The following is a 15,574-nucleotide window of genomic DNA, read 5'->3' as shown; positions in this document are numbered from 1 at the left end:
ACGCTAGACACCGAGTCCACGGCCGATGATCTCTTTCATGATCTCGGTGGTACCGCCGTAGATGGTCTGCACCCGGGCGTCGAGATAGGCACGGGCAACATCGTATTCGCGCATGTAGCCGTATCCACCATGCAGTTGCAGGCAGCGGTCGATCAGATGAACCTGCTTTTCGGTGGAGTACCACTTGGCCATCGCGGCCTGCTCGGCCGTCAGCTTCCCCTCCAGGTGCAGCGCGATGAAGTTGTCCACCATGATGCGTACCACGGTGGCCTCGGTAGCCAGCTCGGCCAGCACGAACCGGCTGTTCTGGAAGCTACCGATCGGCTTGCCAAAAGCCTTGCGCTCCTTGGTGTATTGCAGTGTCTGCTCAAGCACCGTTTCCATGGCTGTTGCCGCCATGACGGCGATGTTCAGCCGTTCCTGGGGCAGGTTCTGCATCAGGTAGATGAAGCCCATGCCCTCCTGGCCGAGCAGGTTCTCGGCCGGAACCTTCACGTCCGTGAACGACAGTTCGGCGGTGTCCTGCGCGTCCAGGCCGATCTTGTCGAGGTGACGGCCGCGCTCAAAGCCCTCCATGCCACGCTCGACGACCAACAGACTGAAGCCCTGCGCGCCCTTCTCCGGGTCGGTCTGCGCCACCACGATCACCAGGTCGGAGTTGATTCCGTTGGTGATGAACGTCTTTGACCCGTTCAGCACATAGTGATCGCCCTCTTTGACCGCGCGGGTCTTGATGCCCTGCAGGTCACTTCCGGTGCCCGGCTCGGTCATCGCGATCGCGGTGATCAGTTCTCCGGTGCAGAACTTCGGTAGCCAGCGCTGCTTCTGCTCTTCGGTGGCCAGATGCAGCAGGTAGGGCGCAATGATGTCGTTGTGCAGGCCGAAGCCGATGCCGCTGTAGCGTCCCCGGGTGGTCTCCTCGGTGACGATCGTGTTGTAGCGGAAGTCCGGGTTGCCCCCGCCGCCGTACTCCTCCGGAACCGCCATGCCCAGGAAGCCCTGTTTGCCGGCTTCCAGCCACACCCCGCGGTCGACGATGTGCGCCTTCTCCCATTCGTCGTGATACGGCGCGACGTGGCGGTCCAGGAATGCCCGGTATGACTCCCGGAACAGCTCGTGCTCGGGTTCGAAAAGTGTGCGCTGATACTTGACGGCGCTGCCCATGGGTGCGACCTCCGGCTGTCATAGGTGGAAGACTCTTGCGCCCAACATATACCAACCGGGCGGTTGGTCGAGCGGGCGCGTCCGCCTGGTTAGGTGTCCGACCCGAATTGGCGCAGCGCGGCGGCCAGTGCCACCGGGACCCGCGCCTGGATTCTGGTGCCGTCGGCCTGGTGGTCAGCCTGATGGACCCGCCCGTCGGAGTGCACCCGCGCCACCAGGTCGCCGCGGTCATACGGGATGACGACGTCGACGGCGGTGTCGGTCGGCACCGCGAGCTCGGCCATCCGCCGTCGCAGCGCGTCGATGCCGTCGCCGGTGCGGGCGGAGACGAACACCGCTCCGGGAAGTTCGTGGCGCAGTCTGGCCAGCATCAGGTCGCCCGCGGCGTCGGTCTTGTTCACCACCACCAATTCCGGCGGCGCTTCGGCCCCGTGGTCGGCGACCACATCCGAGATCACCTGACGAACCGCGCTGATCTGGGCCAACGGGTTGACGTCGGAGCCGTCGACGACGTGTACCAGCAGGTCCGCGTCGACGACTTCTTCCAGAGTGGAGCGGAAAGCCTCGACCAACTGGGTGGGGAGGTGCCGAACGAAGCCGACGGTGTCGGTGAGCACGAAAGGGCGTCCGTCGTCGAACTCGGTGCGCCGGGTGGTGGGTTCCAGCGTGGCGAACAGCGCGTCCTGGACCAGCACCCCGGCCCCGGTCAGCGCGTTGAGCACGCTGGATTTGCCCGCGTTGGTGTAACCGACGATGGCGATCGACGGCATATCGGCGTGCAGGCGCCGGCTGCGTTGGGTGTCGCGGACCTGCTTCATCGCCCTGATCTCACGCTTCAGCTTGGACATGCGTTCGCGGATGCGGCGCCGATCGGTTTCGATCTTGGTTTCACCCGGGCCACGAAGACCCACACCGCCGCCGCTGCCGCCGGCCCGGCCGCCGGCCTGCCGCGACATCGACTCGCCCCAGCCGCGCAGCCGCGGCAGCATGTACTCCATCTGCGCCAGCGAGACCTGCGCCTTGCCTTCCCGGCTGGTGGCGTGCTGGGCGAAGATGTCCAGAATCAGCGCGGTGCGGTCGATGACCTTGACCTTGACGGCCTTTTCCAGCGCGGTCAGCTGGGCCGGGGACAGCTCACCGTCGCAGATCACGGTGTCGGCCCCGGTGGCCAGCACCACCTCCCGGAGTTCCTGGGCCTTGCCCGAGCCGATGTAGGTCGACGGGTCGGGGCGGTCGCGCCGCTGGATCAGTCCCTCGAGCACCTGGGAGCCGGCAGTTTCGGCGAGCGCCGCCAATTCCGCCAGGCTGGCCTGGTTGTCGGCCGACGTGCCCTCCGTCCAGACACCGACCAGCACCACACGTTCCAGGCGCAGCTGGCGGTACTCGACCTCGGAGATGTCGGTGAGTTCGGTCGACAGACCGACCACCCGGCGCAGTGCCGATCGGTCTTCGAGGGCCAGCTCGCCGGTGCTGGGCTCCGGCCCAGTGCGGTCAGCAAATTCGGGAAAAGACTCAGAATTTTTCATAGGCAATTAGCAATGTTGCACGCCGATTCGGCGTCATGCATCCGATTTAACGCTCTTGCGCGCGCCACCATTCCCCACTCACCTCGCCGTGCGCGACCAGCACCGACGGCCCGCGCAGGTAGCTGGTCGCTTCCGTGATGGTGACGGTGACGTCACCACCGGGCACCCGCACGGTCAGCACCCCGGTGTCGGCGCCGGTGGCCGCCAGCGCGGCGACGGCGGCTGCCACCGTTCCGGTGCCACACGAGCGGGTCTCGCCGACGCCGCGTTCGTGCACGCGCATGCGGACCAGGCCGCCGACCGGGACGGTGAGCACCTCGACGTTGACGCCCTCGGGGAACTGCTCAGCGTCGAACCGCACCGGCGCCGCGACGTCCAGCGCCGCCAGGGCGTCCACCGTGAGCTGCGGATCCGCGCACGCCAGGTGTGGATTACCCACGTCGACAGCCACCCCGGTGAACCGCCTGCCGCCCACTACCGCCTCGCCGGTGCCCAGCTTGTTGGCCTTGCCCATGTCCACGGCGACATCGGCGTCGGTCGAATCGGCATGGTGCAGGGTCACCGGTCGCGGTCCGGCGAGCGATCCGACGACGAACTCGTCGCGTGACTCCAGCCCGCTGGCCCTGAGATAGTGAGCGAACACCCGCACCCCGTTGCCGCACATCTGCGCCGTCGACCCGTCTGCGTTGCGATAGTCCATGTACCAGTCGGATTCGCCGACCCCGTCGGGCAGCCGCTCGAGCACACCGGCGCCGCTCGCCGCACCGGCGGTGGTGACCCGCAGTACCCCGTCAGCGCCCAGCCCACGGCGCCGGTCGCACAGAGCCGCAACCCGGGAAGCGGACAGGTCCACCCGGCAATCCAGGTCGGGAAGCAGAACGAAGTCGTTCTGGGTGCCGTGACCCTTGGCGAACTTCATGGGCATCACCAGATCAGGTTACGTGCCGCCAGGCCCGGATCACGTCGTCGACGGCATCCGCACCGCCCGGGTCGATCCACTGCACGCGGTGGTCGCGGCGGAACCAGGAACGCTGGCGCCGCACATAGCGACGGGTGCCGATGAAGGTCTGCTCCTGCGCCTCGCGCAGCAGCTGCGGCGTCCCGCCGGCATCCAGGGCCGCCAGCACCTGCGCATAGCCCAGCGCCCGCGACGCGGTGACCCCGTCGCACAGGCCGCGGCCCAGCAGCGTGCGTACTTCCTCGACCAGCCCTTCGGCGAACATCAGCTCGGTGCGGCGCGCCAGCCGCTCATCCAGAATTGTTGTCTCGCAATCTAACCCGATGATGACGGTGCCCCAGCGGGGCGCGCCGATGCGCGGCGCGGACGCCGCGAACGGCCGGCCGGTCAGCTCGATCACCTCCAGCGCCCGCACCGTGCGCCGGCCGTCGGTGGGCAGGATGACGGCCGCCGCGGCCGGATCACGACGGGCCAGTTCGGCGTGCAGCCGGGCGACGCCGATCTCGGCCAGCCGCTGCTCCCAGCGTCCCCGTACCGCCGGATCGGTGGCGGGGAACGCCCAGTTGTCCAGCAGTGACTGGATGTAGAGCATGGACCCGCCGACCACGACCGGCACCGCTCCCCTGCGCTGGATCGCTTCGATGTCGGCGACCGCCGCGTGCTGGTAGCGCGCCACGGTCGCCGTCTCGGTGACGTCGAGGACGTCGAGTTGGTGATGCGGTATGCCGCGGCGCCGCTCGACGGGCAATTTGGCGGTCCCGATGTCCATACCGCGATAGAGCTGCATCGCGTCGGCGTTGACGACTTCTGCCGCACCGCCGAGCCGTTCGATGACGTCGAGCGCCAATTGCGACTTGCCGGCACCCGTCGGGCCGATGATCGCCAGCGGTCTCACGGCAGCCAGACGCCGGCGAAGTAGCCCACGCCGTAGGGGGCACCACGGTAGAGCTCCTTGGCCGAGCGCGGGCCTGGCCCGGCCAGTCCGGCCAGCACGGCGAACGCCACCCGGCCGAGGATCCGCTGCGGCAACCGGCTCAGCGCTGCGACATCGCCGCCGGCCAGCGCGTCGTCCAGGAGCTGCTGGGCGCCTTCGCCGGCGGGGTCGAAGCCGCCGGGCGCCCTGGCGGTCAGGGTATTGGCGCCGTCGGCCACGACCAGGACGCCGATCGGGTCAGCCTGCCCGTCGATCTCGGCCCGCAACTGCCGACCGCGAGTTACCGCCGTGACGGGGTCTCCGTCGGCCGCGCACACATGAACATCCACGGAGCCGTCTGGTCGCGCCTGGCCACGCACCCAGGCGGCCATGAGCGCGCAGAGGGGCAGGTCCTGGACACCGCCGACCGGTTTCGGCGCCAGGCGGACCGGGACGTCGACACCGAATCCGGCGAAAGTGCCGCGGCCGTCAGAACCTATGACGGCGTCCACGTGACCGGTTCCGACGGCAACCCAACGGTTCGGCAGCACCGCCGCCGCGGCGAGGATGGCGGCTGTTAGATCGGCGGTCTCGGCACGCGCGGCGCCGGCAAGTTCGGGAACAAGCACCGGCGCGCACGGAACGATGGCGATGGCGCTCAGCACGCGATCAAACTAACGTGGCCGCGTCCTACCCGTCAGCAGCGGTGCTGACCGCGGCGCCTTTTTCCGGCCCGTCGGCCTGGTGCGCCTTCTCGGCATCGGCTTCCATTTCGGCGGCCTCGCCGCGGGCCAGTGCCACCGTCGCGGCGATCACCGCGGCCGCGGCGATGGCGAGCACGACACCTTCCGGTCCGTCCGCGTCCAGCGTCTCGCCGAGGACGAGGACCCCCAACGTGGTCGCCACCACGGGCTTGGCGACGGTCATCGTGGGCAACGAAGCGGTCAGCGAACCGGCACGGAACGCGGACTGCTGAAAGATCATGCCGCACAGCATCACGACCAGCCAGGGGAAGAACTCCGGGCAGCTGACGGCGGCCCACAGACCTTGGTGGTGCAGAACGTCGACCACGCCCTTGGTCAGCACGGCGAACAGCGCCAGCGACGAGCCCGCCACCAACGCCAGCAGCGCGGCCGCCTGGGGCCGGCCGGACCACACCTTGGCGGCGACCACGCACGACACCAGGAGCGGTCCCATCACCGCCGCGACGATGATCCAGGTGCTCAGCGGCGCCCGGTCATGGCCCGCTGTCGGGTCACCGACGATGATCACCACGGCGAGCGATGCGGCCAGCACGGTGGCCCACAGCCACTGCGAACGGGTGATTCTGTGGTGGGCGAGGCGCGCATAGATCGGCAGGGCGAACAGCAGGGCGGTCACCTGCAGTGCGGTCACCAGCATCACCGACGCCCACACCAGCGCCATCGCCTGCAGGCTGTAATTGAGCACCGCGCACCCGCCGCCCGTCCACCACTTGGCGTCGCGCAGCGACATGCCGAACAGCTTGAGGTGGCCTACCTCTTCATCGGTGATCTCGTGAGCCGAGCGCTGCCGGATCACGTCCCCGGTGGCCGACGCGAGCGCTGCAAATATCGCGATTATCGCGGCGATTCCGACCATTGACATGGCGACCCTCAATTCCCAATTTCGCCACCAGCGTTCCCGCGATGTTCGCCGGCAGTTCATCGAACACTCTATGGCTCTGCCCATGCTCTGAACAGTGATTATGCTCAGCCCAGACTTTCTGACCGAGCTGAGCTCCTCCCAGAATCAGCTGAGAGGCAGCTGTGAAAGTCCGACCGGGCGTCCTAGGTAACGGTACCCGCCCGCGCCCGTTCGCTATCACGTGCAACCCAACGGGAATCGTTTCGTTACCCACGTCAGCTGGGTTTTCACGCCGCCGTGCGACGGCGCCAAGATGGCCGCCCCGCCGCGGGCCGCCGCCACGATCGGTCAGCCTGGCGGAAAATGGCACCGGGTCATCGGAAGGTGGGGGCAGACCGCCTGTCAAGCTGCTTGAATACTTGTTGGAAACCGGTCGGAGACCGCGGGGGTTCACCAGAGTCGCCGACCGGACGGGTGCCGCTTCGCGCGGCAGCTGCGCGGGAAGTCGACCGCGCTACTGGCAGAGGGTAGGTGACGAGCGCAATGACGGGTGAGCAGCCCAGCAGCAACGACGCAGCAACAGCAGAACCGGTCTCCAGACCGGTTCCGGGCCCACGACCGGGGCCACGACCCGGTCCCCGGCCGGGCGCGGCTCCCCGCCCCGCCGCCCATGCGTCGGCACATCCGACGTCGACATTGCCGCACAGCGATCCGCACCGGTTCGGACGTGTCGACGACGACGGCACGGTATGGCTGCTCAGCGCATCCGGCGAGCGCGTGGTCGGTTCGTGGCAGGCCGGCGACGCCGACGCGGCGTTCGCATATTTCGGCAGGCGCTACGACGACCTGAGCACCGAGATCGCCCTCATGGAGGAGCGCTTGGTGTCGGGCACCGGGGATCCCCGCAAGATCAACGCCAACGCGGGGGCCCTGCTCGAGACCCTGCCGACGGCCTGCGTGCTCGGCGACATCGACGCGCTGGCCGGCCGGTTGTCCGACATCCGCGCCCGCATCGACGTCTACGTCACCGCACACCGCTCCCGGCGCATGGAGCACCGCGCCGCCCAGACCGCCCGCAAGGAGGCACTCGCCGCGGAGGCCGAGGATCTGGCCGCCAACTCGACGCAGTGGAAGTCCGCCGGAGACCGGATGCGGGCGATCCTCGACGAATGGAAGACGATCACCGGCCTGGACCGCAAGGTCGACGACGCGCTGTGGAAGCGCTACTCCGCGGCCCGCGAGATCTTCAACCGGCGGCGCGGATCGCACTTCGCCGAACTCGACCGGGAGCGCTCCGGTGTGCGCCAGGCCAAGGAGCGGTTATGCGAGCGGGCCGAAGCGTTGTCCGACTCCACCGACTGGACAGCCACCAGCGCGGAATTCCGCAAGTTGCTGACCGAGTGGAAAGGCGCGGGCCGCGCGAGCAAGGACGTCGATGACGCCCTGTGGCGCCGGTTCAAGGCCGCTCAGGACTCGTTCTTCAGCGCCCGCAACGCGGTCACCGCGGAAAAGGACGCGGAGTTCCGCGCCAACGCCGCCGCCAAAGAGGCACTGCTGGCCGACGCCGAGAAGATCGACACCAGCAACCACGACGCCGCACGGGCGGCGCTGCGCAGCATCGCCGACAAGTGGGACGCGATCGGCAAGGTCCCCAGGGAGCGGTCCGCCGAGTTGGAGCGGCGACTGCGCGCGGTCGAGAAGAAGGTGCGAGACGCTGGAGAGTCGGACTGGGCCGACCCGCAGGCGCAGGCCCGTGCCGAGCAGTTCCGCGCCCGCGCCGAGCAGTTCGAACAGCAGGCCGCGAAGGCGGCTGCGGCCGGGAAGACCAAGGAAGCCGACGAGGCCAACGCGAATGCCGAACAGTGGCGTCAGTGGGCCGATGCCGCGGCCAAAGCGTTGACCCGCAGGTCTTAGGGGTTCTTCGGCTCGCCGTCCGGCTCTTCGGTTTTCAGAGTGTCCAGCAGTGTCCTGGACTGGTCCTGTGCGACCACGCGCCGGCGCTGCTCCTCGGCGGCCAGTTGGACGATGGTGCGCTGCCACACCACCCGGGCCCAGTGGAACGTCAGCAGGATCACGGTGATCCACGCGACGAACAGCCCGATGCCGGGTCCGGGGTGGCCCGCCGGGGCGGTCTGGCGCGACCAGACAGCCAACAGGCCCGTGAAGCTGGCCAGCATGGAACCGGCCAGGGCCACCCAGGCCACCGCCCAACGCCGGGTCAGCAGGGCCAGAATCGAGAAGCCGACGCTGAACACCAGTGCCAGCCAGGTGAATACCTGCTGCGGCAGGCCGACCACAGCGGAATCGGCGCCGTGGCTGTTGAACAGCACGTCCCAGCCCCGCACGCTGCCGGTGTGCGGCAGGATGAACGATCCCAGCAGGACGAACACGAGAATCGCGACCACGAGGGCCCTGGCCCCCGGCTCGATTTCCCGCGCCACCCGGCGTTCGGCCGCCTCGAGTTCAGACCGGTAGGCGTCGAATTCCGCCACGTGAAGGTTCTCCGTTCGTTTATTGGCCGCAGCCGGCCGGCTGAGCCGGCGCGACAGGTGCCCCGATACCAGGCATACCCAGTCCGACACCACTTCGACCCGAGGCGTGCGCATCGCCGGCGCGGGTGCGCCGGTGCGTCAGGATGCCGGCGTCGGCGATGAGATGGTGGGGCGCGGCGTCGGTGACCACGGTGGTGATGACATCGCCGGGGCGCACCTGCCGGTCGCCGGCGGCGAAGTGCACCAGCCGGCCGTCGCGGGCGCGGCCGGTCATGCGCGCGGTGCGGCTGTCCTTGCGTCCTTCGCCGGTGGCGACCAGCAACTCGACGGCCTGACCGACCAGCGCGCTGTTGTGCTCCAGCGAGATCCGCTCCTGCAGTTCGACCAGCCGCTCGTACCGTTGCTGCACAACGGCTTTCGGCAACTGATCGGGAAGTTCGGCGGCGGGGGTGCCGGGGCGCTGGGAGTACTGGAAGGTGAACGCGGCCGAGAAACGGGCCTGGGCCACGACATCGAGGGTGGCGGCGAAGTCTTGTTCGGTTTCCCCGGGGAAGCCGACGATCAGATCGGTGGTGATGGCGGCGTGCGGCATGGCCGCCCGTACCCGTTCGATGATGCCGAGATAGCGCTCGGCGCGGTAGGAACGCCGCATCGCGCGCAGGATCCGGTCCGATCCCGATTGCAGCGGCATGTGCAGCGCCGGGCAGACGTTGGGCGTCTGTGCCATCGCCTCGATGACGTCGTCGGTGAACTCGGCCGGGTGTGGCGAGGTGAAGCGGACACGTTCCAGGCCCTCGATGTCGCCGCAGGCCCGCAGCAGTTCCGCGAAGGCACCCCGGTTACGCGGGATGGCCGGGTCGGCGAATGAGACGCCGTAGGCGTTGACGTTCTGGCCGAGCAGAGTGACCTCGAGCACCCCGGTATCCACCAGCGACCGCACCTCGGCCAGGATGTCAGCCGGGCTGCGGTCGACCTCCTTGCCCCGCAGCGAGGGCACGATGCAGAACGTGCAGCTGTTGTTGCAGCCCACCGAGATGGAAACCCAAGCAGCGTAAGCGGATTCACGGGCACTGGGCAGCGACGACGGAAATTCCTGCAACGCTTCGGCGATCTCGATCTGGGCCTCGTTGTTGTGCCGGGCCCGTTCGAGCAGCGTGGGCAGCGACCCGATGTTGTGGGTGCCGAAGACGACGTCGACCCAGGGTGCCTTGCGCAGCACCGCATCCCGGTCCTTTTGCGCCAGGCAGCCGCCGACCGCGATCTGCATGTCGGGATTGCTGCGCTTGCGCGGCGCCAGGTGGCTGAGGTTGCCGTAGAGCTTGTTGTCGGCGTTCTCACGGACCGCGCAGGTGTTGAAGACGACGATGTCGGCGTCGGCACCGTCGGCCGCACGCCGGTAGCCGGCCGATTCGAGCAGTCCGGCGAGGCGTTCGGAATCGTGGACGTTCATCTGACAGCCGTAGGTGCGTACCTGGTAGGTGCGGCCCGACTCGGCGTTCACCACAGCATCAGCTGGCGCGCCCAGAGCGCCCGGCGAGCCCGGTGCCACCGTCGAAGTCACGGAGCCATCGTACTGGCGCACCACGCAGGCCCTGGTTGTCGGCCTTGGTTGTCGGCCTGCGTGGCGACCGCCGCAGCGGCCGCGCCGGCCGGGCCCTTTCAGACCCGCCGGCGCTCCCGTTCGGCCACCAACTCGCCCAGTACCACCTCGCACGCCACCGTCTGGCTGTACCCGCGGCGGGCCAGCATCCCGACCAGCCTGCGAGTCACTCGGGCGTCGTCCTCGCTGAGCACTTCACGCCGCAGTTTGGCCCGTATCAGCTGCTCTGCCCGCTCCCGTTCGGCGCCGGCGTCGATACCGGCCAGCACCGTGTCGATCACCTCGTTATCGACACCCTTCGTGTGCAACTCGGCGGCCAGCGCGCGCTTGCTCTTTCCGGCCTTGGCCCGCCGCGACTGCACCCATTGCTCGGCGAAGTCGGTGTCATCGACCAAGCCGACGCCGGCCAGCCGATCAAGCACCCGGTTGCTGACGTCGTCGGGGTATCCCCGCTTGGCCAACTGACCGGCCAACTCGGCCCTGGTCCGCGATCGCGCGGTGAGCAGGCGCAGGCACAGCGCCCGCGCCTGCTCCTCGCGACGAGAGGACTCAGAAGTCGACGGGGGCGGGCAGGACGCTGTCATCGGTCACCACTGCGCCAATGCCGAGCTTTTCCTTGATCTTCTTCTCGATCTCGTTGCCGATGTCGCCGTTTTCGAGCAGGAAGTTGCGCGCGTTCTCCTTGCCCTGACCGAGTTGCTCACCCTCGTAGGTGAACCAGGCACCGGACTTGCGGATGAAGCCCTGGTCGACACCCATGTCGATCAGCGACCCTTCCCTGCTGATGCCCTTGCCGTAGAGAATGTCGAACTCGGCCTGCTTGAACGGCGGCGACACCTTGTTCTTGACCACTTTGACCCGGGTGCGGTTACCCACCGCATTGGTGCCGTCCTTGAGCGTCTCGATCCGCCGGACGTCCAAACGCACCGACGCGTAGAACTTCAGGGCCTTGCCGCCCGTGGTCGTCTCGGGCGAGCCGAACATCACCCCGATCTTGTCCCGAAGCTGGTTGATGAAGATCGCCGTGGTGCCCGAATTGTTCAGTGCACCAGTCATTTTCCGCAGCGCCTGGCTCATCAGCCGGGCCTGCAGGCCGACGTGGCTGTCACCCATCTCGCCTTCGAGTTCCGCGCGCGGCACCAGCGCCGCCACCGAGTCGATGACCACGATGTCGAGCGCACCCGAACGGATCAGCATGTCGGCGATCTCGAGCGCCTGCTCTCCGGTGTCCGGCTGGCTGACCAACAGCGAATCGGTGTCGACGCCAAGCTTCTTGGCGTAGTCCGGATCCAGCGCGTGCTCGGCGTCGATGAACGCCGCGACACCGCCGGCAGCCTGGGCGTTGGCCACCGCGTGCAGCGCGACGGTGGTCTTACCCGAGGACTCCGGGCCATAGATCTCAATGACACGGCCCCGGGGGAGGCCCCCGATGCCCAGGGCCACGTCCAGTGCGATGGACCCGGTCGGGATCACCGAAATGGGCTGGCGGACCTCGTCTCCGAGGCGCATCACCGAGCCTTTGCCGTAACTCTTCTCGATCTGGGCCATAGCCAGTTCGAGAGCCTTCTCGCGATCGGGGGCTTGAGCCATGATGCCTCTCCTGTAGTCGGTGTTCGGTGACCGGTATCGGTCGGTTGTCCGTGACACTAGAGAAGGCCACCGACAAGTTGAGATCTCCGAATGATCACCACAGTAGCCGAACACCTGTTCGACTCGAGTTCGACACGCCGCGTGTGGCAGGATCACCTCGAAGAACACATGAACATCGCTGCGGAACTGGCCGAAATTTCCGCCTATGGCGGGTTTTTCGCCCTGACCGTGGGCGGAGATCCGGCCGGGTGGCACCCTGTCGCGCGGTCCTACGCCATCGGCTTTTCAGACCTCGTCGACGCCACCGCCACGCGGTACGGGACATCCGACCTGCGCATCGGCGCGTCTCTGGTACAGCTCGGGCACGCCGCCCGGCTATGGTCACCGGTTCTCGCGTGCGCACTGGCCCACGGCGTCGTCCCGGACCTGGCCGACCTGCAGCGTGCCGACGACGGCGCCCGGTTACGGCTTCCGGAGCCCGTCGGAGTGCCTGTCGAGACCGTCGCCCCCGAGCTGATGTACCGGATCGTGGTGCAGGACCACTTGGACCGGCTTGGGGCCGGCTTGCGGGTCGGCCTGGCGCCCGGACTGCTCTACGGCAACATCGCGTCGGCGCTGGTGGGCACGTCACGGCAGCTGATGCTGGCGCGCCCCGATCTTCGCGTGACGATCGCCCGGACCACGTCCGCGTTGCTGGACATCGGCAACCTGGCCGGCACCGGCGTGATCACCAGCGCGAAGCTGGATTTCCGGCGCAACAGCTGTTGCCTCTACTACCGCATCCCGGGCGGGGGCACGTGCGGCGACTGCGCGCTGCGCTGAATCTGCAGGGGGGGTCACCACTGATCGCGCGGCACGTCGAAGTCGGCGCACAAAGCCCGCCACACCTCGCGCGGCTCGATGCCCTCCTCGATCGCCTGGGCCGCGGTACGCCCGCCCAGCCCGGTCAGCACGTGGTCGACCAGCACCGAAGATCCATATGCAGCGCCGAAGCGCAGCACCACCCGTTCGTTGAACTCGGTCAGCCGCACGCCCGCCAACCTACCGGTCAGCGGGCGACCGCCAACGCCTCGTGACACACCTGCACCGGATCGGCGACCTCGGCCGCGCTGGCGGCGGCCCGCTGGGCCGCAACCCGATAACACGGTGACGCCAGCACCTCGTTAACCTCTGCCGCCAGCGCCTCGCCGGTCAATGGCCTGATCAACCGCCCGCTGCCCTGACGTACCACCCGGTTGGCGATCTCCCACTGATCCCCTCCGCCGGGGACCACCACCAGCGGCACCCCGGCCAGCAGGGCCTTGGCGACCATCCCATGGCCGCCGCCGCAGACCGCCACGTCCGCATGTGTCAACAGCTCGTCCTGACGGCCCAGCCCTACCGCGGCCCAGGGCGGGACGGCCAGTTCGTCACCACCAAGCCGGGAAACCATCACCCGTGCACCCGCGGGCAACGTCTCCCCCGGCCTGAGGGATTGCAATGCCAGCTCGGCCATCCCGATGGTGCCGGTGGACGCCGTCGACGGCGCGACCACCACCACCGGCCCCGAACCCGGCGGGATCTGCAGCACCCGGTCGGTCGGTTCGAAATGCAACGGGCCCACCACGACGGCCTCGGCCGGCCAGTCCGGGCGGGGCACCTCCAGTGCGGGCAGAGTGGCGATCAACCGTCGCACTGGCCCGGGATCACGCGCCGGCAGGCCGATCTCGACCCGGACGGCCGACCGCTGCTCCAGCCCCGCCCGCACGGACCGCGCCGTCAGCGCCCGCATCACCGTGTCGCGCAGCTTGCCCCGCAGCCCGGTGCCGGGCGCAAGTCCGCTCCCGATCGGCGGCAACCCTTTCGACGGCAGGTAGAGCGGGTGCGGGCAGAGCTCGACCCACGGGATCCCGAGCAGCTCGGCGGCCAGGCCGCCGCCAGACGTAATGACATCGGACACAATCAGATCCGGCGCCAGGTCACGCAAGGTCGGCGCGATGAGCACCGCCATCCGTGCGGCGCGCCGGTGAATCCGGGCCCCCGCGTCGAGATCGTCGTCGGTGGCCACCAGGCCGTCCAGCTCCACCGCGTCGATCCCCGCCGCGCGGGCGGTGTCCAGCCACTCCACCCCGGTCAACAACGTGGGCGAATCCGCGGCCGCCAGGAAGCGTCGGCACAGCGCAATCGCGGGAAACGAGTGTCCCGGATCGGGTCCGGCGACCACGGCGACGCGCATCCGCCTCACCCTGCCACACCCGGGCTCGCCTACGCTGGCGACTATGACTGAGCTGACTCAGAAAGGGCCCGGATCCGGAGCCGACACCACCGACAACATCCGTGCGGTCGAGGACTTCCTCAATGCCCTGCAGGCCGAGGACTTCGACACCGTCGACGAGTTGCTGCACGACAACCTCGTCTACGAGAACGTCGGGTTCTCCCGAATTCGGGGCGGCCGCAAGACGACAGCGCTGCTGAGCAAGATGCAGGGGCGCATCGGCTTCGAGGTGAAGATCCACCGCATCGCCGCCGACGGTTCCGCCGTCCTCACCGAGCGCACCGACGCACTGATCCTGGGCCCACTGCGGCTGCAGTTCTGGGTCTGCGGGACCTTCGAGCTGCAAGACGGGCGGATCACGCTGTGGCGCGACTACTTCGACAGCTTCGACATGCTGAAGGCGACGCTGCGCGGCGTGGCCGGAGTGGTGGTTCCGTCGCTGCGCGCGACGCTGTAACGGCATCCGCCGTCACGGCACCGGACAAAATGCGAAATACCGCATCAGATTCCGAAACCGCGCGCGCCGCATCGCTATACCATCCTTCTGCCGAGTCTCGAGGGTGAGCTGGCGACCCCGGACGGGCATGACCTATTGGGCATGGCGTGTGGAGGTCTGGGATGTCGTTTGTTTTCATCACTCCGGAGTCAGTGACGGCGGCCGCATCGGACTTGGCCAGCCTCGGCTCGACGGTCAGCGCAGCCAACGCCGCGGCGACGGCCCCGACGGTGTCGTTGCTGTCCGCGGGCGCGGACGAGATCTCGGCGGCCGTCGCCGCGGTCTTCAGCGGGCACGCCCAGTCCTATCAGGCCCTCAGCGTCCAGGCTGAGGCGTTCCATCAACAATTCGTGCAAGCCCTTAGCGCGGGCGCAGGGCAATACGCGGCCGCAGAAGCCGCCGCCGCGACCCCGTTGCAGAGCGTGCTGGACCTCGTCAACGCACCTTTCCTCGCGACGCTCGGGCGCCCTCTGATCGGTAACGGCGCGAACGGCAAACCGGGGACCGGAGCCGACGGCGGGGCCGGCGGGATTCTGTGGGGCAACGGCGGCAACGGTGGATCCGGCCTGGGCGGTGCCGGCCAGAAAGGTGGTAACGGCGGGGCGGCAGGCCTGTTCGGCAACGGCGGCACCGGCGGTGATGGTTCGTTCTCAACCGCCGCAGGCAAAGCCGGTGGGGCCGGCGGCAATGGTGGGGCGGCCGGGCTGCTCTTCGGCCGCGCCGGCAACGGCGGCAACGGCGGCTGGACCGACCTTGCCGGCAGCTTGAACGGCGGCGCAGGCGGCGCAGGCGGCGCAGGCGGACTGTTCAGCGCCGGCGGCAACGGCGGCATTGGCGGCTCGGCCAACTTCGCCGGCAACACCGGTGGCGCCGGCGGCGCCGGCGGCGCGGGCGGTCTGTTCGGTGCGGGTGGCGCCGGTGGAGTCGGTGGGGCGGGTGGCGACCCCACGAACCGGGGTGGCATCGGCGGAGCGGG

The 15,574-nt window shown here is 68.7% G+C and carries 16 protein-coding genes; 4 read left to right on the top strand and 12 right to left on the bottom strand.

Annotated features, from left to right (window positions below):
* Positions 1-3: 3 nt before the first annotated feature.
* The 6 genes from AO501_RS14620 to AO501_RS14595 form a co-directional block, all read right to left on the bottom strand.
* On the bottom strand, positions 4-1,164 hold the full coding sequence (locus AO501_RS14620; RefSeq protein ID WP_055578405.1) for an acyl-CoA dehydrogenase family protein: 1,161 nt from the start codon (positions 1,162-1,164) through the stop codon (positions 4-6).
* Positions 1,165-1,253: 89 nt separating this feature from the next.
* Positions 1,254-2,690 carry a GTPase HflX gene (gene hflX / locus AO501_RS14615; protein WP_055578404.1) on the bottom strand — a complete coding sequence of 479 codons (1,437 nt, stop codon included), beginning with the start codon at positions 2,688-2,690 and terminating at the stop codon, positions 1,254-1,256.
* A 46-nt stretch (positions 2,691-2,736) separates the two neighbouring features.
* Positions 2,737-3,609 carry a diaminopimelate epimerase gene (gene dapF / locus AO501_RS14610; protein ID WP_055578403.1) on the bottom strand — a complete coding sequence of 291 codons (873 nt, stop codon included), beginning with the start codon at positions 3,607-3,609 and terminating at the stop codon, positions 2,737-2,739.
* A 13-nt stretch (positions 3,610-3,622) separates the two neighbouring features.
* Positions 3,623-4,543, bottom strand: a complete 921-nt coding sequence (miaA, locus tag AO501_RS14605) for a tRNA (adenosine(37)-N6)-dimethylallyltransferase MiaA (RefSeq protein WP_055578402.1) — start codon at positions 4,541-4,543, stop codon at positions 3,623-3,625.
* The gene (locus tag AO501_RS14600; RefSeq protein ID WP_055578401.1) at positions 4,540-5,226 is read right to left on the bottom strand and encodes a hypothetical protein; all 687 of its coding nucleotides are present in this window, start codon (positions 5,224-5,226) and stop codon (positions 4,540-4,542) included. Before AO501_RS14600 ends, miaA begins: the two co-directional genes overlap by 4 nt.
* 25 nt (positions 5,227-5,251) lie before the next feature.
* The gene (locus AO501_RS14595) at positions 5,252-6,187 is read right to left on the bottom strand and encodes a DMT family transporter (RefSeq protein WP_055578400.1); all 936 of its coding nucleotides are present in this window, start codon (positions 6,185-6,187) and stop codon (positions 5,252-5,254) included.
* 522 nt (positions 6,188-6,709) lie between these two features.
* Here AO501_RS14595 and AO501_RS14590 point away from each other — a divergent pair.
* Positions 6,710-8,080, top strand: coding sequence for a DUF349 domain-containing protein (locus tag AO501_RS14590; protein ID WP_055578399.1), 1,371 nt, complete (start codon positions 6,710-6,712; stop codon positions 8,078-8,080).
* Here AO501_RS14590 and AO501_RS14585 read toward each other — a convergent pair.
* From AO501_RS14585 to recA, 4 genes are all read right to left on the bottom strand, one after another.
* Positions 8,077-8,658 (bottom strand): hypothetical protein, encoded by a 582-nt coding sequence (locus tag AO501_RS14585; protein WP_055578398.1) that lies wholly within the window; start codon positions 8,656-8,658, stop codon positions 8,077-8,079. The genes AO501_RS14590 and AO501_RS14585 overlap by 4 nt on opposite strands.
* A gap of 19 nt (positions 8,659-8,677) precedes the next feature.
* Positions 8,678-10,183 (bottom strand): tRNA (N6-isopentenyl adenosine(37)-C2)-methylthiotransferase MiaB, encoded by a 1,506-nt coding sequence (gene miaB, locus AO501_RS14580; protein ID WP_269435176.1) that lies wholly within the window; start codon positions 10,181-10,183, stop codon positions 8,678-8,680.
* A 134-nt stretch (positions 10,184-10,317) separates the two neighbouring features.
* Positions 10,318-10,842, bottom strand: coding sequence for a recombination regulator RecX (recX, locus tag AO501_RS14575; RefSeq protein ID WP_055578397.1), 525 nt, complete (start codon positions 10,840-10,842; stop codon positions 10,318-10,320).
* A complete protein-coding gene (gene recA, locus AO501_RS14570) occupies positions 10,808-11,848 on the bottom strand; it encodes a recombinase RecA (protein WP_055578396.1) in 1,041 nt (346 codons plus the stop codon). Before recA ends, recX begins: the two co-directional genes overlap by 35 nt.
* Positions 11,849-12,016: 168 nt before the next feature.
* On the opposite strand from recA, the gene AO501_RS14565 reads away from it, so the two are divergent.
* Positions 12,017-12,670 (top strand): (2Fe-2S)-binding protein, encoded by a 654-nt coding sequence (locus tag AO501_RS14565; protein ID WP_055578453.1) that lies wholly within the window; start codon positions 12,017-12,019, stop codon positions 12,668-12,670.
* A 14-nt stretch (positions 12,671-12,684) separates the two neighbouring features.
* Here AO501_RS14565 and AO501_RS14560 read toward each other — a convergent pair whose 3' ends face one another.
* On the bottom strand, positions 12,685-12,879 hold the full coding sequence (locus AO501_RS14560) for a DUF3046 domain-containing protein (RefSeq protein WP_055578395.1): 195 nt from the start codon (positions 12,877-12,879) through the stop codon (positions 12,685-12,687).
* A gap of 17 nt (positions 12,880-12,896) precedes the next feature.
* A complete protein-coding gene (locus tag AO501_RS14555) occupies positions 12,897-14,063 on the bottom strand; it encodes a glycosyltransferase (RefSeq protein ID WP_055578394.1) in 1,167 nt (388 codons plus the stop codon).
* Between the two features lie 43 nt (positions 14,064-14,106).
* Between AO501_RS14555 and AO501_RS14550 the strand changes: the two genes are divergently transcribed.
* The gene (locus AO501_RS14550) at positions 14,107-14,559 is read left to right on the top strand and encodes a limonene-1,2-epoxide hydrolase (RefSeq protein WP_055578393.1); all 453 of its coding nucleotides are present in this window, start codon (positions 14,107-14,109) and stop codon (positions 14,557-14,559) included.
* Between the two features lie 161 nt (positions 14,560-14,720).
* The coding region (locus AO501_RS14545; protein ID WP_156452563.1) for a PE family protein at positions 14,721-15,574 on the top strand (854 nt) is incomplete at its 3' end.

Source organism: Mycobacterium gordonae (assembly GCF_001417955.2).
In the GTDB taxonomy this organism is placed as follows: domain Bacteria; phylum Actinomycetota; class Actinomycetes; order Mycobacteriales; family Mycobacteriaceae; genus Mycobacterium; species Mycobacterium gordonae_B.
The sequence above is the reverse complement of the archived record's forward strand: the minus strand, read 5'-3'. Positions and strand labels throughout refer to the sequence as shown.

What these genes read in the sequence shown, in the direction of transcription:
- AO501_RS14565 (WP_055578453.1), top strand. Translation starts at nt 12,017, where the DNA reads ATGAACATCGCTGCGGAACTGGCCGAAATTTCCGCCTATGGCGGGTTT.
- recX (WP_055578397.1), bottom strand. Translation starts at nt 10,842, where the DNA reads ATGACAGCGTCCTGCCCGCCCCCGTCGACTTCTGAGTCCTCTCGTCGC.
- AO501_RS14555 (WP_055578394.1), bottom strand. Translation starts at nt 14,063, where the DNA reads ATGCGCGTCGCCGTGGTCGCCGGACCCGATCCGGGACACTCGTTTCCC.
- AO501_RS14590 (WP_055578399.1), top strand. Translation starts at nt 6,710, where the DNA reads ATGACGGGTGAGCAGCCCAGCAGCAACGACGCAGCAACAGCAGAACCG.
- AO501_RS14550 (WP_055578393.1), top strand. Translation starts at nt 14,107, where the DNA reads ATGACTGAGCTGACTCAGAAAGGGCCCGGATCCGGAGCCGACACCACC.
- hflX (WP_055578404.1), bottom strand. Translation starts at nt 2,690, where the DNA reads ATGAAAAATTCTGAGTCTTTTCCCGAATTTGCTGACCGCACTGGGCCG.
- dapF (WP_055578403.1), bottom strand. Translation starts at nt 3,609, where the DNA reads ATGAAGTTCGCCAAGGGTCACGGCACCCAGAACGACTTCGTTCTGCTT.
- recA (WP_055578396.1), bottom strand. Translation starts at nt 11,848, where the DNA reads ATGGCTCAAGCCCCCGATCGCGAGAAGGCTCTCGAACTGGCTATGGCC.
- AO501_RS14595 (WP_055578400.1), bottom strand. Translation starts at nt 6,187, where the DNA reads ATGTCAATGGTCGGAATCGCCGCGATAATCGCGATATTTGCAGCGCTC.
- AO501_RS14620 (WP_055578405.1), bottom strand. Translation starts at nt 1,164, where the DNA reads ATGGGCAGCGCCGTCAAGTATCAGCGCACACTTTTCGAACCCGAGCAC.